Genomic DNA, 15,989 nt, shown 5'->3' on the forward strand with positions numbered 1-15,989 from the left:
CACGGTCGCGGGTGCCGGCTACGGAAACGCTAGCCGCAACCGTCCGGCGCGAACCGGGGCCGCCGGGTGAACCAGGGGGTGAAACCCGCGCTCACCGGGGCTCCCGGCCGGCGAGCACCGCCCGCCACACCTCGCCGTGCGCCGCCGCGCTGGCGTCCCACGTGAAGCGTTCCGCACGGGCCCGGCCGGCGCGTCGCAGCACGTCGACGCCGGTGCCGTCCAGCGCGTGGACGAGCCCGTCCGCGATCCCGCCTGCGTCGGGCTCGACGAGGATCCCCGCGTCCCCGACGACCTCCGGCAGCGCGGTGCGGTCCGCCGCGACGACGGTCGTCCCCGCGGCCATCGCCTCGAGGACGGGCAGGCCGAAGCCCTCGTGCAGCGACGGCACGACGACCACCTCGGCCGCGGCGACCAGGCCGGGCAGCAGCGCGTCGGGCAGGCGGCCGGTCTGGACGGTCCCCTCCAACGGGTCGAAGAGCCGGTGGCGGCGCTCCGACTCCGGACCGCACAGCACCAGGGAGACGTCCGGGTGGGCGGAGCGCACGGCCGGCCACGCCGCGGCGAGGGCGTCGAGGTTCTTGCGGCGCGCCGAGCCGCCCGCGTTCAGCACGAACCGGCCCCGCACCCCGATCCCGGCGAGGCCCGCCGCGTCCAGCGGCACCGCGTCGAAGAACCGGCCGTCGACGCCGTTGGGGATCGCGATGACGCGCTCCAGGCCCAGCCGCTCGGCGACGTCGTCGGCGGAGAACTGCGACGGCGCGACGACGGCGGCCGCCCGGCGCGTCTCCGCCGCCGCGTGCGGCTCCGGGGAGGCCTCGTCGTCGAAGCGCCACGCGACCGTGTCGTGCACCGTCACCACCTCGGGGCCCGGCGCCGGCGGGTGGGCGAGGCTCATCCGGTGCACCACGTCGGAACCCCGGTAGAGGAGGGCCCCCGCGGCACGTCGCACGGCCGTCGGGGCGTCGCGCAGCACCCAGGCCGGGACACGGTGCGTCCCCGGCAGCGGCGAGCGCAGCGAGCGCAGCACGGCCCGGCGGGTGACGACGTCGGCGCCGAGCACCCCGGGGGCGCGCGCGATCACCTCCTCCTCGTAGACCTGCATGCCCATCGGCGCCGGGCTCGCCGTCGTCACGAAGGTGATGGTGCCGCTCACGTGCTCTCCCGTCCCTGAGGTTCCCTATGATCCGTCAATGGCACCCGTCGTCCTCGTCTCCAGCTCGTTCCGCCCCCGCGTCGGCGGGGTCGAGGAGCACGTGCTCAACGTGGCACGGACGCTGCGGGCGCGCGGCACGGACGTCGTGGTGTGGACGGTCGACCAGGGTGACGACGTCCCGCGGCAGGTCGACGGCGTCCCGGTGCGGGTGCTGCCGTGCCCGATGCCCGCCCGGAGCGTCCGGTCGCTCGCGTCGTTCGCCCTGCGGGCCCCCGTCGCGGCGGCCCGCTGGGCGGCGGCGCTGCTGCGGGACCGGCCGCGGGTGCTGCACGTGCACTGCTTCGGGCCGAACGGCCCCTGGGCGACGGCGGCGGCGGCGCTGGCCCGCCGACCCCTGGTGCTCACCGCGCACGGCGAGACGTTCATGGACGCGCACCGGGTGTTCGACACCTCGGCGCTGCTCCGCCGTGCGCTGTCCACGGCCCTGCGCCGGGCCGACGTGGTGACCGCCTGCTCGGGCGCCGCGGCCCAGGACCTGGCCCGGTTCGGCGCCGACCCCGACGCCGTCGAGGTCGTGTTCAACGGCATCGACGCGACCGAGCCGGCCGGGGACGCACCGCCGGGGCTGCCGCGGCGGTACGTCCTCGCGCTCGGGCGGCTCGTGGAGAACAAGGGGTTCGACCTGCTGGTCGAGGCGTTCGCCGCCGCCCGGCTGCCGCAGGACGTGCACCTCGTGGTCGCCGGCACGGGACCGGCCGCGCGGACCGTCCTCGACCGGGCGGCGGCCCGCGGCGTCGCGGACCGCGTGCACCTGCCCGGACGCCTGGACCGCGGGCAGGTGGTGACCGTGACGGCCGCCGCGGTGGCCCTCGTCGTGCCGAGCCGCGTGGAGGCGTTCGGGATCGTCGTGCTGGAGGGATGGCGCGCGGGCGTGCCGGTCGTCGCGACCACCCACGGCGGTCCGCCCGAGTTCGTCGCGGACGGCGAGACCGGCCTGCTCGTCGACCCGACGGACACGGCGGCGCTCGCGGCGGCGCTCGAGACCGTCGTCGGGGACCCCGCGACGGCCGGACGGATCGGTCGTGCCGGTCGCGCCCGCCTGGCGGACTTCACGTGGGACACCGTCGTCGACCGCTACGAGGCCGGGTACCGGCGGGCGGAGTCGCGCCGCCGGAAGCCGAGGAGCCGGCGGCGCGACGGCACCTCGACGAGCCGGTAGAGGCCGTACGCCCCGGCGCTCGCCAGGAGCAGCACCCCGGCGGCGGCGACCGGCCCGGTGCCGCCCAGGACGACGAAGCCCCGCACCACCAGCTCGTGCACGAGGTAGAAGGCGTACGACACGGCGCCCGCCAGCACGAGCCACGGGTGCGCGGTCCAGCCGCGCGGGCCGTCGAGGTCGTGCGCGGCGAAGGCCGCGACGAGGAGCGCGAAGGGCACCGCGAGCCCCGCCGTCACCACCAGCGTCCCGGTGCCGAGCGTGCCCGGGGCGAGCAGCCCGGCCAGCACCACGGCACCGAGCACCAGGATCCCGCCGACCGTGGGCCCCACCCGGGGCCGCCACCCCTCCTGGACGGCCAGCGCGGCGACGATGCCCAGCACGAACTCGGGGGCACGGGTGAGGGGGAGGTGGTAGAACCACGGCGCGAGGCCGGGCCACACGAGACCGACGACGAGCGGGGCGGCCACCGCGGCGAGCGCGACGGTCGTGCGCGGCGTCGGCCGCAACGCCGTCAGGCCGCGCAGGAGGAACGGGAACGCGACGTAGAACGCGGCCTCGCAGCTCAACGACCAGGCGACGTTGTTGATCGACATCGCCGTCTCGCCCGACGGGGACCACGCCTGGACCAGCAGCAGGTCGGCGACGACCAGCCCCGGGGTGACGAGCGCGCCCACGGCCAGGCAGAACACCACGGCGGCGACGAAGGTCACCAGGTGGTTGGGGTAGATGCGGGCGAAGCGGCGCCACAGGAACCCCGCGTGCGACTGGCCGGGCCGGGCCGACCAGGTCAGGACGAAGCCCGAGAGCACGAAGAACAGGCCGACGCCGGCGTACCCGGCGTCGGTGCCGGGCACGTCGAGCACGCCCCAGAACGTCAGGTGGTACAGCAGGACGAGCAGCGCCGCCGCCGCCCGCAGCGAGGTGAGGCCGGGCAGGTCGAGCCCGGGGTGAGCTGGTGCCGTCACGACGCCTCCCGTGGTCGGAGACATTCTCCGGTGGAGCCGGACGGGCAGGTCAAGGATGAACAGCGGCCACGGGGCGGGTGAATCTTGCGCGTGCGGGCGCCACGGTGGCGTGCACCGCGGCCGCGAGGAGCAGCGCGCCCAGCGTGTCGGCCGGCCGGTGCGCGTGCCCGACGACGTTGACGACGCACGCCGCGGCCACCACCAGCGCCACCGGCAGCACCAGGGCCCGGGCGGCCGCGGGCGAGCACAGCGTCAGCAGCGCGAGGGCGAGAGCGGCCGAGACCGCGACGTGACCAGAGGGGAACGTGTTCTCCACGTAGCCGGCGTCGCCGAGGTAGGGGCGCTCCAGCACCCGCTTGAGCAGCAGGGCCACCGCGACGGTCACGCCGACGCCGACGCCGACGCGCACGACCGGCCCGGGCGCCGCCCGCCACAGCCGGACCGCGGCGGCCGCACCGCACGCGACGGCGAGGACGACGGGTATCCCCGGTCGCAGCGGGGCGACGAGCGGCTCGAGCGTGGGGTTCCACGCCTGCGCCGCGGAGAACAGGCGGATGTCGACCGTCTGGCCGGCGGCGGTGCCCACGGCGACCGCGTACAGCAGGGCGCAGGCGACGAGGAGGACGCCTGCGGTCACCCAGCGTGCAGCCAAGAACTTCACCCCTCGGGACGGACGGACTCCTCCCTAGGATGAGCGAGGCCGGGGCGAACCGGGAACCCGTCGTGGGGGTGAATCGGTGCACGGAGCTGGTGACGGTCGGCCCGGGGCGCGCGTCGTGCGGGTGCTCACGGTGCTGGCGTGGGCGCTGACCGCCCTCGTGGCCGCGGTGCTGTCGGTGCAGCGGTACCGGGCGGTCGTCGCCGACCCGAGCGCCGGGCACGACCTGGGCATCTTCGTCGACGCGGCGACGCTCGTGCGCGCCGGGACGGACCCGTACACCGCCGTCGGCTACGTCTACCCGCCGCCGCTCGCCGTCCTCCTCGCCCCGCTGGCCGACCTCGACCTGCTCGGCGCGTGGACGGTCACCTCGATCCTGGCGCTGCTCGGCGGGATCGCCGCGGTGCTGGCCACCGTCTGGTCGCGGACGACGTCGTGGGAACGTCCCCTCGTCGCGCTCCTGGCGGTGGTGACGATGCTGTGGTCGCACCCCGTCTCCTTCTCCCTGTGGCTCGGGCAGACCGACGCCCTCGTCTTCCTCGCCCTGGCGCTCGCCGCGCTGGCCGGGGTGCGCGGGCGACCCGGCGCCGCGGGCGCGGCGCTCGCCGTCGCCGCGGCCGTGAAGACCTGGCCCGCGCTGGTGGGGGTGTGGGTGCTCCGCCGGGGGGCCGTCGGCCGGCTGCGCACCGTCGTCGTCGCCGTCGCCGTGTTCGCGGGCCTCGTGGCGCTGGCGTGCATCCCCCTCGGGCCCGGGGCGGTCGGTCGGTGGGTGGACCGGACGCTGTCCATGAGCGACCAGCCGCTCGCCGCGTACTCGGTCTGGGGGGTCGGGCGCGACCTGTTCGCCGACTCCGGGGTCCTGACGCCCGTCGCCGTGGCCCCCGTCGTCGGCACGGCGATCACCGTGGTGCTCGTCGCCTGGGTCGCCACGCTGCTGGTGGTGGCCCTGCGGCGACCGGGCGACCCCGCCCTCGGCCTCTGGCACGTCGTGGGGTGCGTGCTGCTCCTGCTGCCCGTCTCGCACGTCTGGTACCTGCCGATGACCCTGCCGGTGCTGTGGGTCTGGGCGGCCCGGCGTCCCCGCGTCGACGTCGCGCGCTGGGCCGCCGTGCTCGCCGTCCTGCTCGTCTGCTGGTGGTGCGCCTTCCGCACGTGGGCGGGGGACCCGCGCGCACCGGAGACGACCGGCTACGTCGTCGTTGTGGCCGCGCAGCTCGTGGCGCTGACGGTGTCCGTGCTGGCGTCGCGGTCAGGACGCGGCCGCGAGGCGGCGAGCCTCCCGGCGTGACGCCCGGGCCTGGCGCCACGACTCGACGACGAACCGGGGGTGTCGGGTCGTCGCCCGCAGCAGGTGCCGCGCCCGTGCCGCGCCGGCCGTGGCGCGGGCCGCGTCGAACGCCTGCGCCGCGGACAGCTCCCGGCCGCGGCGGAGCCCACGGCGGGCCGCGGCGACGGTCTCGGCGTCGTGGCCGCGCCGGGCCGCGCGCAGGTGCTCGACGAGCACCCGGCGCCGCTGTCGGTAGGTGGAGTCGTAGTCCGCGGACGCCCCGCCGGCGTGGGTCCGGTACACCAGCAGCGGCACGTCGAGCGCGGCGAAGCGTGCCCCCGACCGCAGCAGCCGGAGCCAGAGGTCGAGGTCCTCGGCGCGGTCCAGGCCGGGCGCGAAGCCGCCGGCCCCGACGAGCACCGATCGGCGGACGACGACGCTGGACGTGCACACGTGGTCGCCGGCGAGCATCCGCCGGTAGGTGAGGTCGCGCGGGTAGCGCCGCTCGAACGACGAGGTGCCGCCGCCCGCGTCCTCCGTCGTCCACACGAACGCCGTGTGGCCGAGGTCGGCGCCCGTGGCGGCGAGCTGCTCGAGCTGGAGACGCAGCTTGTCGGGCTCCCACACGTCGTCGTCGTCGAGGAAGGCGACCCACTCGCCCCGGGCCTGCGCCGTCCCGGTGTTGCGGGCGGTGGAGACCCCGGCGTGCGGCTGCCGGACGACGCGGACGCGAGGGTCCAGCCCGGCGACCCAGGTGACGTCCCGGACGGAGCCGTCGTCGACGACGAGGACCTCGAGGTCCGCCTCCGACTGCGCGAGCACGGACCGGACCGCGGTGCGCAGGTCGGGGCCGGGCTCGTAGGCCGGGATCACGACGGACACCAGCACCTCCGCGGCGGAGTCGGCGCCCGCCGCGGTGCCGGCAGGTCCGTCCGCGCTCACGGGCGTGACGTTACCGGCCGCCGGGGGAGGCGGCGGGGTGAACTTCTCCGGGCGGGGCTAGGCTGGTCGGGCACGCGCGGCGCTCCGCCGACCCCCGCGGGCCCTGCCCGGTCCCCGGTCGGACGAGTTCCCGGCGCCTCGTCGTGCCCGTGCACCGTAGTCCCCCCGAAGGATCTCCATGAACCTCACCGGTATCGTCCCTGCCCTGCTCGCCGACCCCGGCGCGGCGGCCGCGCTGGAGGCCGTCCCGAGCGGGGGAGAGGTCGACGTCGTCGGCCCGAAGGGGGTGCGCGCCCCGCTGCTGGCGGCGGCCGCGCAGCAGCGCCCGCTGGTGGTGGTGACGGCGACGGGCCGGGACGCGGACGAGCTCGCGGCGAGCCTGCGCGCCTACCTGCCGGACGACCGCGCCGACGACGTCGCGGTGCTGCCGGCGTGGGAGACGCTGCCGCACGAGCGGCTGTCCCCGCGCGCGGACACGGTGGCGAAGCGGCTGGCCGTGTTCCGTCGCCTCGCGCACCCGACGGTCGGGACGAGCCAGTCGGGTCCGGTGCGGGTGCTGGTGATGCCGGTGCGTGCCCTGCTGCAGCCGGTCGTCGACGGGCTGGGCGAGCTGGTGCCGGTGGAGTTGGCCACGGGGTCGACGGCGGACCTGACGGACGTCGCGGAACGGCTGGTCGCGGCGGCGTACGCGCGGGTCGACATGGTGGAGCGGCGCGGCGAGTTCGCGGTCCGCGGCGGGATCCTCGACGTGTTCCCCCCGACGGAGGACCACCCGCTGCGCATCGAGTTCTGGGGCGACGAGGTGACGGAGATCCGCTGGTTCTCCGTGGCGGACCAGCGGTCCCTGGAGGTCGCCGACCAGGGTCTGTGGGCGCCGCCGTGCCGGGAGATCCTGCTGACGGACGCGGTGCGGCAGCGCGCGGCGGACCTGGTGACCGACCTGCCGGGCGCCACGGACATGCTCGACCGGCTGGCGGCGGGCGTCGCGGTCGAGGGCATGGAGTCCCTCGCACCGGTGCTGGTGGACCGCATGGTCCCGGTGCTGGACCTGGTGGCCGACGACGCGCTGCTCGTGCTCGACGAGCCCGAGCGGGTCCGGCGGCGCGCCCACGACCTGGTGGCCACGACCGAGGAGTTCCTCGCCGCGGCGTGGACGTCCGCGGTGGCGGGCGCGGACAGCCCGATCGACCTGTCGTCGGCGTCGTTCGCGACGTTCGCCGAGACCCGTGACGTCGCGGCCCGGCGCGGGCTGGGCTGGTGGACGCTGTCCGCGTTCTCGCTCGACGCGGCCGAGGCCGCCGGAGCCGTGCCGGAGGGTGAGACGCCGGCACCGGTCACGACGTCCGCCGACGGCACGACGATCACGGTCGCGGCCCGCGACGTGGAGTCGTACCGCGGGGACGTGGAGCGCGCCCTGGACGACGTCAAGGGACTGCAGCGGGCCGGCTGGCGGCTCGTGCTCACCACCGAGGGCCCCGGCCCGGCGCGCCGCATGGTCGAGCAGCTCGGCGCGGTGGACACCGCCGCGCGGCTGTCCACCGACCTCACCGACGCCCCCGAGGGCGGAGTGGTGCACGTCGTGCCGGCCCTGGTCGGCAAGGGTTTCGTCGCGCCGGAGCTGCGGCTCGCCGTCTTCAGCGAGGCCGACCTGACGGGCCGCCAGGGCTCCACGACCCGCGACATGCGCAAGATGCCGTCGCGGCGCCGCAACGTCGTCGACCCGCTCCAGCTCAAGGCCGGGGACTTCGTGGTGCACGAGCAGCACGGCGTGGGCCGGTTCGAGGAGATGGTGCAGCGCACCCTCGGTGCGGGCGCCAACGCGGCGACCCGCGAGTACCTCGTCATCGAGTACGCGTCCTCCAAGCGCGGGCACCCGGGCGACCGGCTGTTCGTCCCCATGGACCAGCTCGACCAGGTGACCAAGTACACCGGCGGCGAGTCGCCGTCGCTGTCCAAGATGGGCGGCGCGGACTGGAAGAACACCAAGGCCCGGGCCCGCAAGCACGTCAAGGAGATCGCGAGCGAGCTCATCCGCCTCTACTCGGCGCGCATGGCCACTGAGGGGCACGCGTTCGGCCCGGACACCCCGTGGCAGCGCGAGCTGGAGGACGCCTTCGCCTACGTCGAGACCCCGGACCAGCTCTCCACCATCGACGAGGTCAAGGCCGACATGGAGAAGTCGGTGCCCATGGACCGGCTCATCTGCGGCGACGTCGGCTACGGCAAGACGGAGATCGCGATCCGGGCGGCGTTCAAGGCGGTGCAGGACGGCAAGCAGGTCGCCGTCCTGGTCCCGACGACGCTGCTCGTCCAGCAGCACTTCGACACGTTCTCCGAGCGGTACGCAGGCTTCCCCGTCACCGTGCGGGCACTGTCCCGGTTCCAGGGCGCCAAGGAGTCCGCGGACACCATCGAGGGGCTGCGCACCGGCACGGTCGACGTCGTCATCGGCACCCACCGCCTCATCACCGGCGCGGTGCGGTTCAAGGACCTGGGCCTGGTCGTCGTCGACGAGGAGCAGCGGTTCGGCGTCGAGCACAAGGAGACGCTCAAGCAGCTGCGCACCAACGTCGACGTCCTCGCGATGTCCGCCACGCCCATCCCGCGGACCCTGGAGATGGCCGTCACCGGCATCCGCGAGATGTCGACCCTCCAGACCCCGCCCGAGGAGCGGCACCCCGTGCTCACCTACGTCGGCGCGTACGAGGAGCGGCAGATCGCGGCGTCCGTGCGGCGCGAGCTGCTGCGCGAGGGCCAGGTATTCTACATCCACAACAAGGTGGAGTCCATCGACCGCACGGCGGCCCGGCTGCGCGAGCTCGTCCCCGAGGCCCGCGTGGGCGTCGCCCACGGCAAGATGAGCGAGAGCCAGCTCGACCAGGTCATCCGCGGCTTCTGGGAGAAGGAGCTCGACGTGCTGGTCTGCACCACCATCGTCGAGACCGGCCTGGACATCTCGAACGCCAACACGCTCGTCCTGGAGCGCGCCGACACGTTCGGCCTGTCCCAGCTCCACCAGCTCCGGGGCCGCGTCGGCCGGGGCCGCGAGCGCGCCTACGCGTACTTCCTCTACCCGCCGGAGCGCCCCCTCACCGAGACCGCGCACGACCGGCTCGCCACCATGGCCGCCCACACGGACCTCGGCGCGGGCATGCAGATCGCCATGAAGGACCTCGAGATCCGTGGCGCCGGCAACCTGCTCGGTGGTGAGCAGTCCGGCCACATCGCGGGCGTCGGCTTCGACCTGTACGTCCGCATGGTCGGGGAGGCCGTGCGCGCGTACAAGGGGGAGGCCGACGCGGAGGAGCCCGAGGTCACCATCGAGCTGCCCGTCGACGCGCACCTGCCCGAGACGTACATCGCCACCGAGCGGCTGCGGCTCGAGGCGTACAAGAAGATCGCGTCGGCGCGCGACGCGGCGGCGCTCGCGGAGATCCGCGCCGAGCTGGTCGACCGGTACGGCAAGCTGCCCGACGTCACCGAGGCCCTCTTCGAGGTCGCGGAATTCCGCAACCACGCGCGCCGCGCCGGCCTGACGGACGTCACCGCGCAGGGCAAGCACATCCGGTTCGCCCCGGTCGACCTGCCCGAGTCGGCGCAGATGCGCCTCAAGCGGCTCTACCCGGGCACCATCCTCAAGCCCGCGATCCGCGCCGTGCTCGTCCCGTACCCGACGACGGCCCGCATCGGCGGCAAGCCGCTGCGCGGTGCGGCGCTGCTGGCGTGGGCGCGGCAGCTCATCGACGCCGTGGTCCTCGGGGACGTCGCGTCGGCGGCGACGGTGGGGACCGCCGCCCGCTGAGACGTCCGGCCTGCCGCCTTCTCCGGTGCTCCTGGCGGTGCCCCGGAGAGGGCGGCAGGCCCGAAATCTTTCGGTCCGCGGCCGCGACCCCGACCCATTGACATCGTTTTCGAACCGCCCCTAGCCTCGGGACCACGGGCGCTGCCATGCCCGCGCCACGGCACCGTCGCCGTCGGCGGACACCGCGCGAGGGAGCGACGATGAGGCAGAGGTTCACCAGGGGTGTCGCAGGGATCGCGGCGACCGCGCTCGCGGCGGGAGGCGCTCTGGGCGCCGTCGTCGTGGGCGCGAGCAGTGCGGCGGCGGACGACGCCGTCGTGCTGGAGAACGATTTCGACTCCGGCTACGCGCCGTGGGGACCGCGCGGGCCGGTGACGCTCGCCGTCACCGACGACGCCCGCACCGGCGCCGGCGCGCTGAGCGTCACCGGGCGCACCGGGGACTGGAACGGCCCCGCGACGTCGGTCGCAGGACTCTTCGAGCCCGGCGAGGTCTACCAGGTGGAGGCGTGGGTCAAGCTGCCCGCCGACACCCCGGCCACCAGCCTGCACTTCACCGTCCAGGAGACGTCCGCCGCGGGCGACGCCTACACGTGGGTCGGCGGCGCCGTCGACGTCACCGCGGACGACTGGGTCAAGGTCGGCGGCGCGTACACGATGCCCGACGGCCTCACCGGCGCCCAGCTCTACCTGGAGGCGGCCGCGGTGGACAGCACCCACCCGTCGTTCCTCGTCGACGACCTCGTCGTCACGGGCCAGGAGGTCGACACCGGGCTGCCCGACGGCTTCGTGCCCGGCGGTGCGGTGAACCCGACCGCCACGCCCGTCGTCGCGGCGCAGGCCGGCAGCACGGCCGACGTCCCCGTCGCGGCCCTGACGTTCGACGACGGCCCGAACCCGGGCACCACGCCCGCCCTGCTGGACCTCCTCGCCGACAACGACCTGCACGCCACGTTCTGCGTCATCGGGCAGAACGTCCAGGCCGACGGCGGGGCCGAGATCCTGCGGCGGATCGTCGCCGAGGGGCACACCCTGTGCAACCACTCCACCGGCTACGCGGACATGGGCTCCTTCACGCCGGAGCAGGCGCAGGCCGACATGCTCGCCAACCTCGAGATCATCCGGGACGCGCTCGGCGACCCGAACGCGAAGGTGCCGTTCTGGCGGGCCCCGAACGGCTCCTGGGGCGCGACGCCGCAGGTCGCCGTCGCGCTGGGCATGCAGCCGCTCGCCGTGACCAACACGATCGCCGACTGGGAGACGCAGGACGAGGCCACCCTCACGGCCAACCTGCGAGCCGCCGTCACGGACGGCGAGCTCGTGCTCGTGCACGACGGCGGCGGCGACCGCTTCGGCTCGCTCGCCGCGACGCGCACGGTCGTGGCCGAGCTGCTCGCGGACGGCTGGGAGCTCACCTTCCCGGTGGGCACCCCGCCCCGCACCGGCCCGGTGCTGGCCACCGACTTCGAGGACGGGCTGGACGGCTGGGGCCCGCGGGCCGCCGGCGAGACGGACCCGACGGTCGCGATCACCACCGACGACTCCGTCTCCGGCACGGCGTCCGCGCTGGTCACCGGGCGGGACAGCCAGGGCGACGGCATCGGCCGCGACGTCTCCGGCGTCCTCACCCCGGGCGTGCGCTACGAGGTGTCCGCGCAGGTGCGGTTCGCCGCCGGCCAGGAGCCGGACGCGGTCTGGCTGTCCCTGGCCTCCACGGCCGACGGCACCACCACCTACTCCACGCTCGCCCAGTGGGGCGACGTCACGGCCGACGGCTGGACCGAGGTCACGGCCTCCTTCCAGGCGCCCGCCGCCGACGAGTCCTTCCTGTACCTCGAGACGGACTACAACGGCAGCAACACCAGCGACCTGCTGCTCGACGACGTCGTCGTGGCCGTGCCGGAGCCCGCCGTCGTGCAGGACCTCACGCCGCTCCACGAGACCGTGCCGTTCCCCGTGGGCGTCGCCGTCGACTCCCGGGAGACGTCGGGCACGGCGGCCGAGCTGCTGCTGCGCCACTTCGACCAGATCACCGCCGAGAACCACATGAAGCCCGAGGCCTGGTACGACGACGAGGGCACGTTCCGCCCGCACCCCGAGGCCGTCGCGCTGATGGACTTCGCCGCGGCGCACGACCTCGACCTCTACGGCCACGTCCTGACGTGGCACTCCCAGACGCCCGACTGGTTCTTCACCGACGACGCGGGCGAGCCCCTCACGACGTCCCCCGAGGACCAGCAGGTCCTGCGCGACCGGCTGCGCACGCACATCTTCGCCGTCGCCGAGTGGCTGGCGACGTACGGCGAGTTCGGCGGCGACAACCCCGTCACCGCGTTCGACGTCGTCAACGAGGTCGTGTCCGACGGCGCCACCGACGACGGCCTGCGCCGCAGCGAGTGGTACCGGATCCTCGGCGAGGAGTTCATCGACCTGTCGTTCGAGTACGCCGACTCCGCGTTCAACGACGTCCACGCCGCCGAGGGCACCGACCGCCCGGTGACGTTGTTCATCAACGACTACAACACCGAGCAGGTGGACAAGCAGAACCGGTACCGGGCGCTCGTCGAGCGGCTGCTCGAGCGCGGCGTCCCCGTCGACGGCGTCGGCCACCAGTTCCACGTGTCCCTCGCCATGCCCGTCGGCGCGCTGGAGGCGGCGATCGAGCGCTTCGAGGACCTGCCCGTCACGCAGGCCGTCACCGAGCTCGACGTCACCATCGGCACCCCCGAGACGGAGGCGAACCTCGTCGAGCAGGGCTACTGGTTCCGGGACGCGTTCGCGCTGTTCCGCGACCACGCCGAGTCCCTCTTCTCCGTCACCGTGTGGGGCCTGACCGACGGGCGCTCCTGGCGCGCCGACGCCGGGGCCCCGCTCCTCTTCGACGACGCCTACCAGGCCAAGCCCGCCTACCACGGCGTCGTCGACGGCGACCTGCCCGCCCAGCAGCGCAGCGCCGACGTGTTCGCCGGCGACGTCGCGCTCGACGGCTCCGCGTCCGCGTCGCCGCAGTGGGACCGGCTCCCGCTGCACCCGGTCGCCGCGGCCGGTGAGACCGTCGCCCGGTTCCAGACCCGCTGGGCGCCCGACCACCTCACCGCCTACGTGACCGTCGACGACGAGGCCACGGACGCGGACGACGCCGTGACGTTCGAGCTCGCCGGGGCCGTCGCCACCGTCGGCCGCGACGGCGCCACCACCGGTGACGTCACCGCGGAGGTGACCGCCACCGCCACCGGGTACGACGTCGTCGCGCACCTCCCGCTCGACGCCGCCGCCGAGGGCGACACCCTCGGCCTCGACGTCCGGGTCACGGACGCCGGCGAGACCGTCGGCTGGAACAGCCCCGGCACCACCGGCACGCTGACCCTCGTCGAGGAGCTGAGCTTCACGCAGGTGGCCGAGACCGCCACGCCGCCCGTCGTGGACGGGGAGGTCGACGACGCCTGGGCGGGCGTCGGCACGGTGACGACGGCGAAGGACGTGCAGGGCAGCGACGGCGCGCAGGCGACCGTGCGCACCCTGTGGGCCGACGACACCCTCTACGTCCTGGCCCAGGTCGCCGACCCGAGCGTCGACGTCAGCGGGTCCGACCCGTGGGTGCAGGACTCCGTCGAGATCTTCCTCGACGCCGGCAACGCCAAGAACGGCTCCTACGAGGCGGACGACACCCAGATCCGCATCAGCGCCGAGAACGCCGTGTCCTTCGGCACCGGGGACCCCGACGCCCAGGCCGCGCGCCTGGAGTCCGCCACGGCGCTCACCGACGGGGGCTATCTCGTCGAGGCGTCCGTGACGCTCGCCGGTCTCGGGGGAGCGGGGACCTTCCACGGCCTCGACCTCCAGGTCAACGACGCCACCGACGGCGCGCGGACCGGCATCACCACCTGGGCCGACCCCACCGGCACCGGCTACCAGTACACCGACCGCTGGGGTGTCGCCGAGCTCGTCGCGGCCCCCGAGCCCACCGCGCCCGCCTGGGTCGCCGGGCAGGTGTACACCGCCGGGGACGAGGTCACCCACGACGGCGCGCTGTTCCGTGCCACGTGGTGGACCACCGAGACCCCCGGCGCCTCGCCGTGGGGCTCCTGGCAGGAGATCGCGGCCACCGACGACGGCACCGCCGTCTGGACCGCGTCGCGGATCTTCACCGCGGGAGACGTCGTCGAGCACGACGGCGTGACCTACGAGGCCCGGTGGTGGACCCGCAACCAGACCCCCGGCACCTCGCCGTGGGGACCCTGGGAGCAGGTCGGCTGACCTGTCCGGTCCGGCGCCCGGGTCGGTGCGGCTCCTGCCGCACGGGCCCGGGCGCCGCCCTTCCTCCGGCATCACGACGCGACGGCGGAGGAACCGCCGCGCTGTCGGCCGTGAGTCAGCGCAGACCGTGCCGAGTCAGCGTGGGTGGCCGCGAGTCAGCGCAGGTCGGCCGTGAGTCAGCGCAGCCCGTGGGGTGGGTAGCATCGCCCCTGCGTGTCGTCGAGCAGGAGGACCATGAGCCAGTCACCCGGGACCGACCCGAACGTCCCCTCGACGCAGGTGTTCGCGGCGGTGGGGCCCGCGCCCACCGAGGCGTTCGCCCCCGATGCCGGGACGGCGACGCAGGTGTTCGCCCCGGCCATGACCGCCGAGGACTCTCGCGCGACGCCGGCCGACCGGACGCAGATGCTGCCCGCGGCCGCGCCCGAGCCGACGCAGGTCGTCCCGGCGCACACGGGGGACGCGTGGCTGCCTCCCGCCTCGACCCAGGTGATCCCCGCGGGCTCGCCCGAGGCCACCCAGGTCATGGCGGCGCACACACACGCCCCGGCGTCGGCCCCGGTTCGCCGGACCCCCGTGCTGCCCACCGCCTCGGCGCCGGGCGGGCCCTACCGGCCCGCCGCTCACGCGGCCGGCACCGCCGGGACCGCGCCTTCGTCGTCGTCCATCCCGTACCGGACGCCGCCCGCGCACCAGCCGTATCCCGCGACGCGACGCGCCACACAGCCCTACCCGGCCGCATCGTCCTCGCCGCCCGCGGCACCCGCGGCGTCGTCCCCGCCGCCGGCACCGAGACCCGCGCGCCCTGCTCCGGCCGCCCCGCAGCCGGCCGCCCCGGCGCCCGCCGTCCAGCAGCCGTACCCCGCCGAGCGGCGGCGGTCCGACGGCGCCCGGCGCGGGACGGAGCCGACGGCGGTGGCGGCGATGGTCGCGGCGGTCGTCGGGTTCGTCGTGCCGCTGGTCGGGATCATCGCGATCGTGCTCGGCGGCATCGGTGCGGACCGGGCCCGACGACGCGGGACCGGCGGTCGAGGGATGGCGCGCACGGCCACGGTGCTCGGGTCGATCCAGGTCGTCGTGACCACCCTCGTCGTCCTCGGCGGGCTGCTGCTGTGGAACGCGGTCGCGGACGACCTCCGACGCGGGCTCGACCAGCTCGACGGCGTCGCCGTGCCCGAGCTCTCCCTGCCCGACCTGGCGCTCGACGGCCTCACCGGCGAGCTGTCCCTCGACGACGTCACGGACATCCTCGGCACCGTCGGGCAGGTCGGCGAGCTCGGTGACCTCGCCGAACTGTGCCAGTCCGGCGACGTCGCGGCGTGCGACGACCTCGTCGGCCAGATCCCCGAGGACCTCCTGCCCTCCTCCTGACGTGCAGCGGCACGGACGGCGCGAGTCAGTGCTGATTCGCGCCGTCGTGCGCTGATTCGCGCCGGCGTGTGCTGACTCGTCGATGAGAGTTGTCTCACAGGGATCTCACGGTGACCTCAGAACGGCTCGGCAGAGTCAGGGACGTGATCGAGCAGCAGGTTCGGTCCGGAACCAGGAGGGGATCCCCATGGCACGCTCCGCACTGTTCACGGCCGTGACGCCGGCCAAGCGTCGGGCGAAGAACGACAGCAGCGACGACTCGTCGAAGGTGAAGCGCCGTCGCCGCCGTCGCCGGAACCGTCGTCGCAACCGTCGTCGCCGCGCCCGTCGCAGCTCGAGCTGACCGAGCAGCCTGC

10 protein-coding genes are annotated in these 15,989 nt (G+C 75.1%); 6 read left to right on the forward strand and 4 right to left on the reverse strand.

The genetic code is table 11. The features are described from left to right. Window positions 1–91 precede the first annotated feature (91 nt). Window positions 92–1,153 (reverse strand): glycosyltransferase, encoded by a 1,062-nt coding sequence (locus I598_RS15935; RefSeq protein ID WP_232314194.1) that lies wholly within the window; start codon window positions 1,151–1,153, stop codon window positions 92–94. A gap of 37 nt (window positions 1,154–1,190) precedes the next feature. On the opposite strand from I598_RS15935, the gene I598_RS15940 reads away from it, so the two are divergent. Then, the gene (locus I598_RS15940; RefSeq protein ID WP_068204090.1) at window positions 1,191–2,372 is read left to right on the forward strand and encodes a glycosyltransferase family 4 protein; all 1,182 of its coding nucleotides are present in this window, start codon (window positions 1,191–1,193) and stop codon (window positions 2,370–2,372) included. On the opposite strand, the gene I598_RS15945 is transcribed toward I598_RS15940, so the two are convergent. Further along, window positions 2,288–3,337 carry an acyltransferase family protein gene (locus I598_RS15945; protein ID WP_198155710.1) on the reverse strand — a complete coding sequence of 350 codons (1,050 nt, stop codon included), beginning with the start codon at window positions 3,335–3,337 and terminating at the stop codon, window positions 2,288–2,290. The two genes, I598_RS15940 and I598_RS15945, sit on opposite strands and share 85 nt — an antisense overlap. A gap of 49 nt (window positions 3,338–3,386) precedes the next feature. After that, on the reverse strand, window positions 3,387–3,974 hold the full coding sequence (locus I598_RS15950) for a phosphatase PAP2 family protein (RefSeq protein ID WP_068204094.1): 588 nt from the start codon (window positions 3,972–3,974) through the stop codon (window positions 3,387–3,389). 100 nt (window positions 3,975–4,074) lie between these two features. Between I598_RS15950 and I598_RS15955 the strand changes: the two genes are divergently transcribed. Continuing rightward, window positions 4,075–5,283, forward strand: a complete 1,209-nt coding sequence (locus I598_RS15955) for a glycosyltransferase 87 family protein (protein ID WP_083973420.1) — start codon at window positions 4,075–4,077, stop codon at window positions 5,281–5,283. Here I598_RS15955 and I598_RS15960 read toward each other — a convergent pair. Then, the gene (locus I598_RS15960; RefSeq protein WP_068204098.1) at window positions 5,245–6,204 is read right to left on the reverse strand and encodes a glycosyltransferase family 2 protein; all 960 of its coding nucleotides are present in this window, start codon (window positions 6,202–6,204) and stop codon (window positions 5,245–5,247) included. The genes I598_RS15955 and I598_RS15960 overlap by 39 nt on opposite strands. 178 nt (window positions 6,205–6,382) lie before the next feature. Here I598_RS15960 and mfd point away from each other — a divergent pair, with 178 nt between their 5' ends. The 4 genes from mfd (at window position 6,383) to I598_RS17750 (ending at window position 15,976) form a co-directional block, all read left to right on the forward strand. Further along, window positions 6,383–10,006, forward strand: a complete 3,624-nt coding sequence (mfd, locus tag I598_RS15965; protein WP_068204100.1) for a transcription-repair coupling factor — start codon at window positions 6,383–6,385, stop codon at window positions 10,004–10,006. Window positions 10,007–10,206: 200 nt separating this feature from the next. Further along, window positions 10,207–14,262 carry an endo-1,4-beta-xylanase gene (locus I598_RS15970; protein ID WP_198155711.1) on the forward strand — a complete coding sequence of 1,352 codons (4,056 nt, stop codon included), beginning with the start codon at window positions 10,207–10,209 and terminating at the stop codon, window positions 14,260–14,262. A 234-nt stretch (window positions 14,263–14,496) separates the two neighbouring features. Next, window positions 14,497–15,633 (forward strand): DUF4190 domain-containing protein, encoded by a 1,137-nt coding sequence (locus tag I598_RS18305; protein ID WP_157557271.1) that lies wholly within the window; start codon window positions 14,497–14,499, stop codon window positions 15,631–15,633. Window positions 15,634–15,820: 187 nt separating this feature from the next. Then, window positions 15,821–15,976, forward strand: a complete 156-nt coding sequence (locus I598_RS17750) for a hypothetical protein (protein ID WP_157557272.1) — start codon at window positions 15,821–15,823, stop codon at window positions 15,974–15,976. The last annotated feature ends 13 nt before the right edge of the window (window positions 15,977–15,989 follow it).

Origin of the sequence: Isoptericola dokdonensis DS-3 (assembly GCF_001636295.1) — a bacterium.
GTDB lineage: Bacteria > Actinomycetota > Actinomycetes > Actinomycetales > Cellulomonadaceae > Isoptericola > Isoptericola dokdonensis.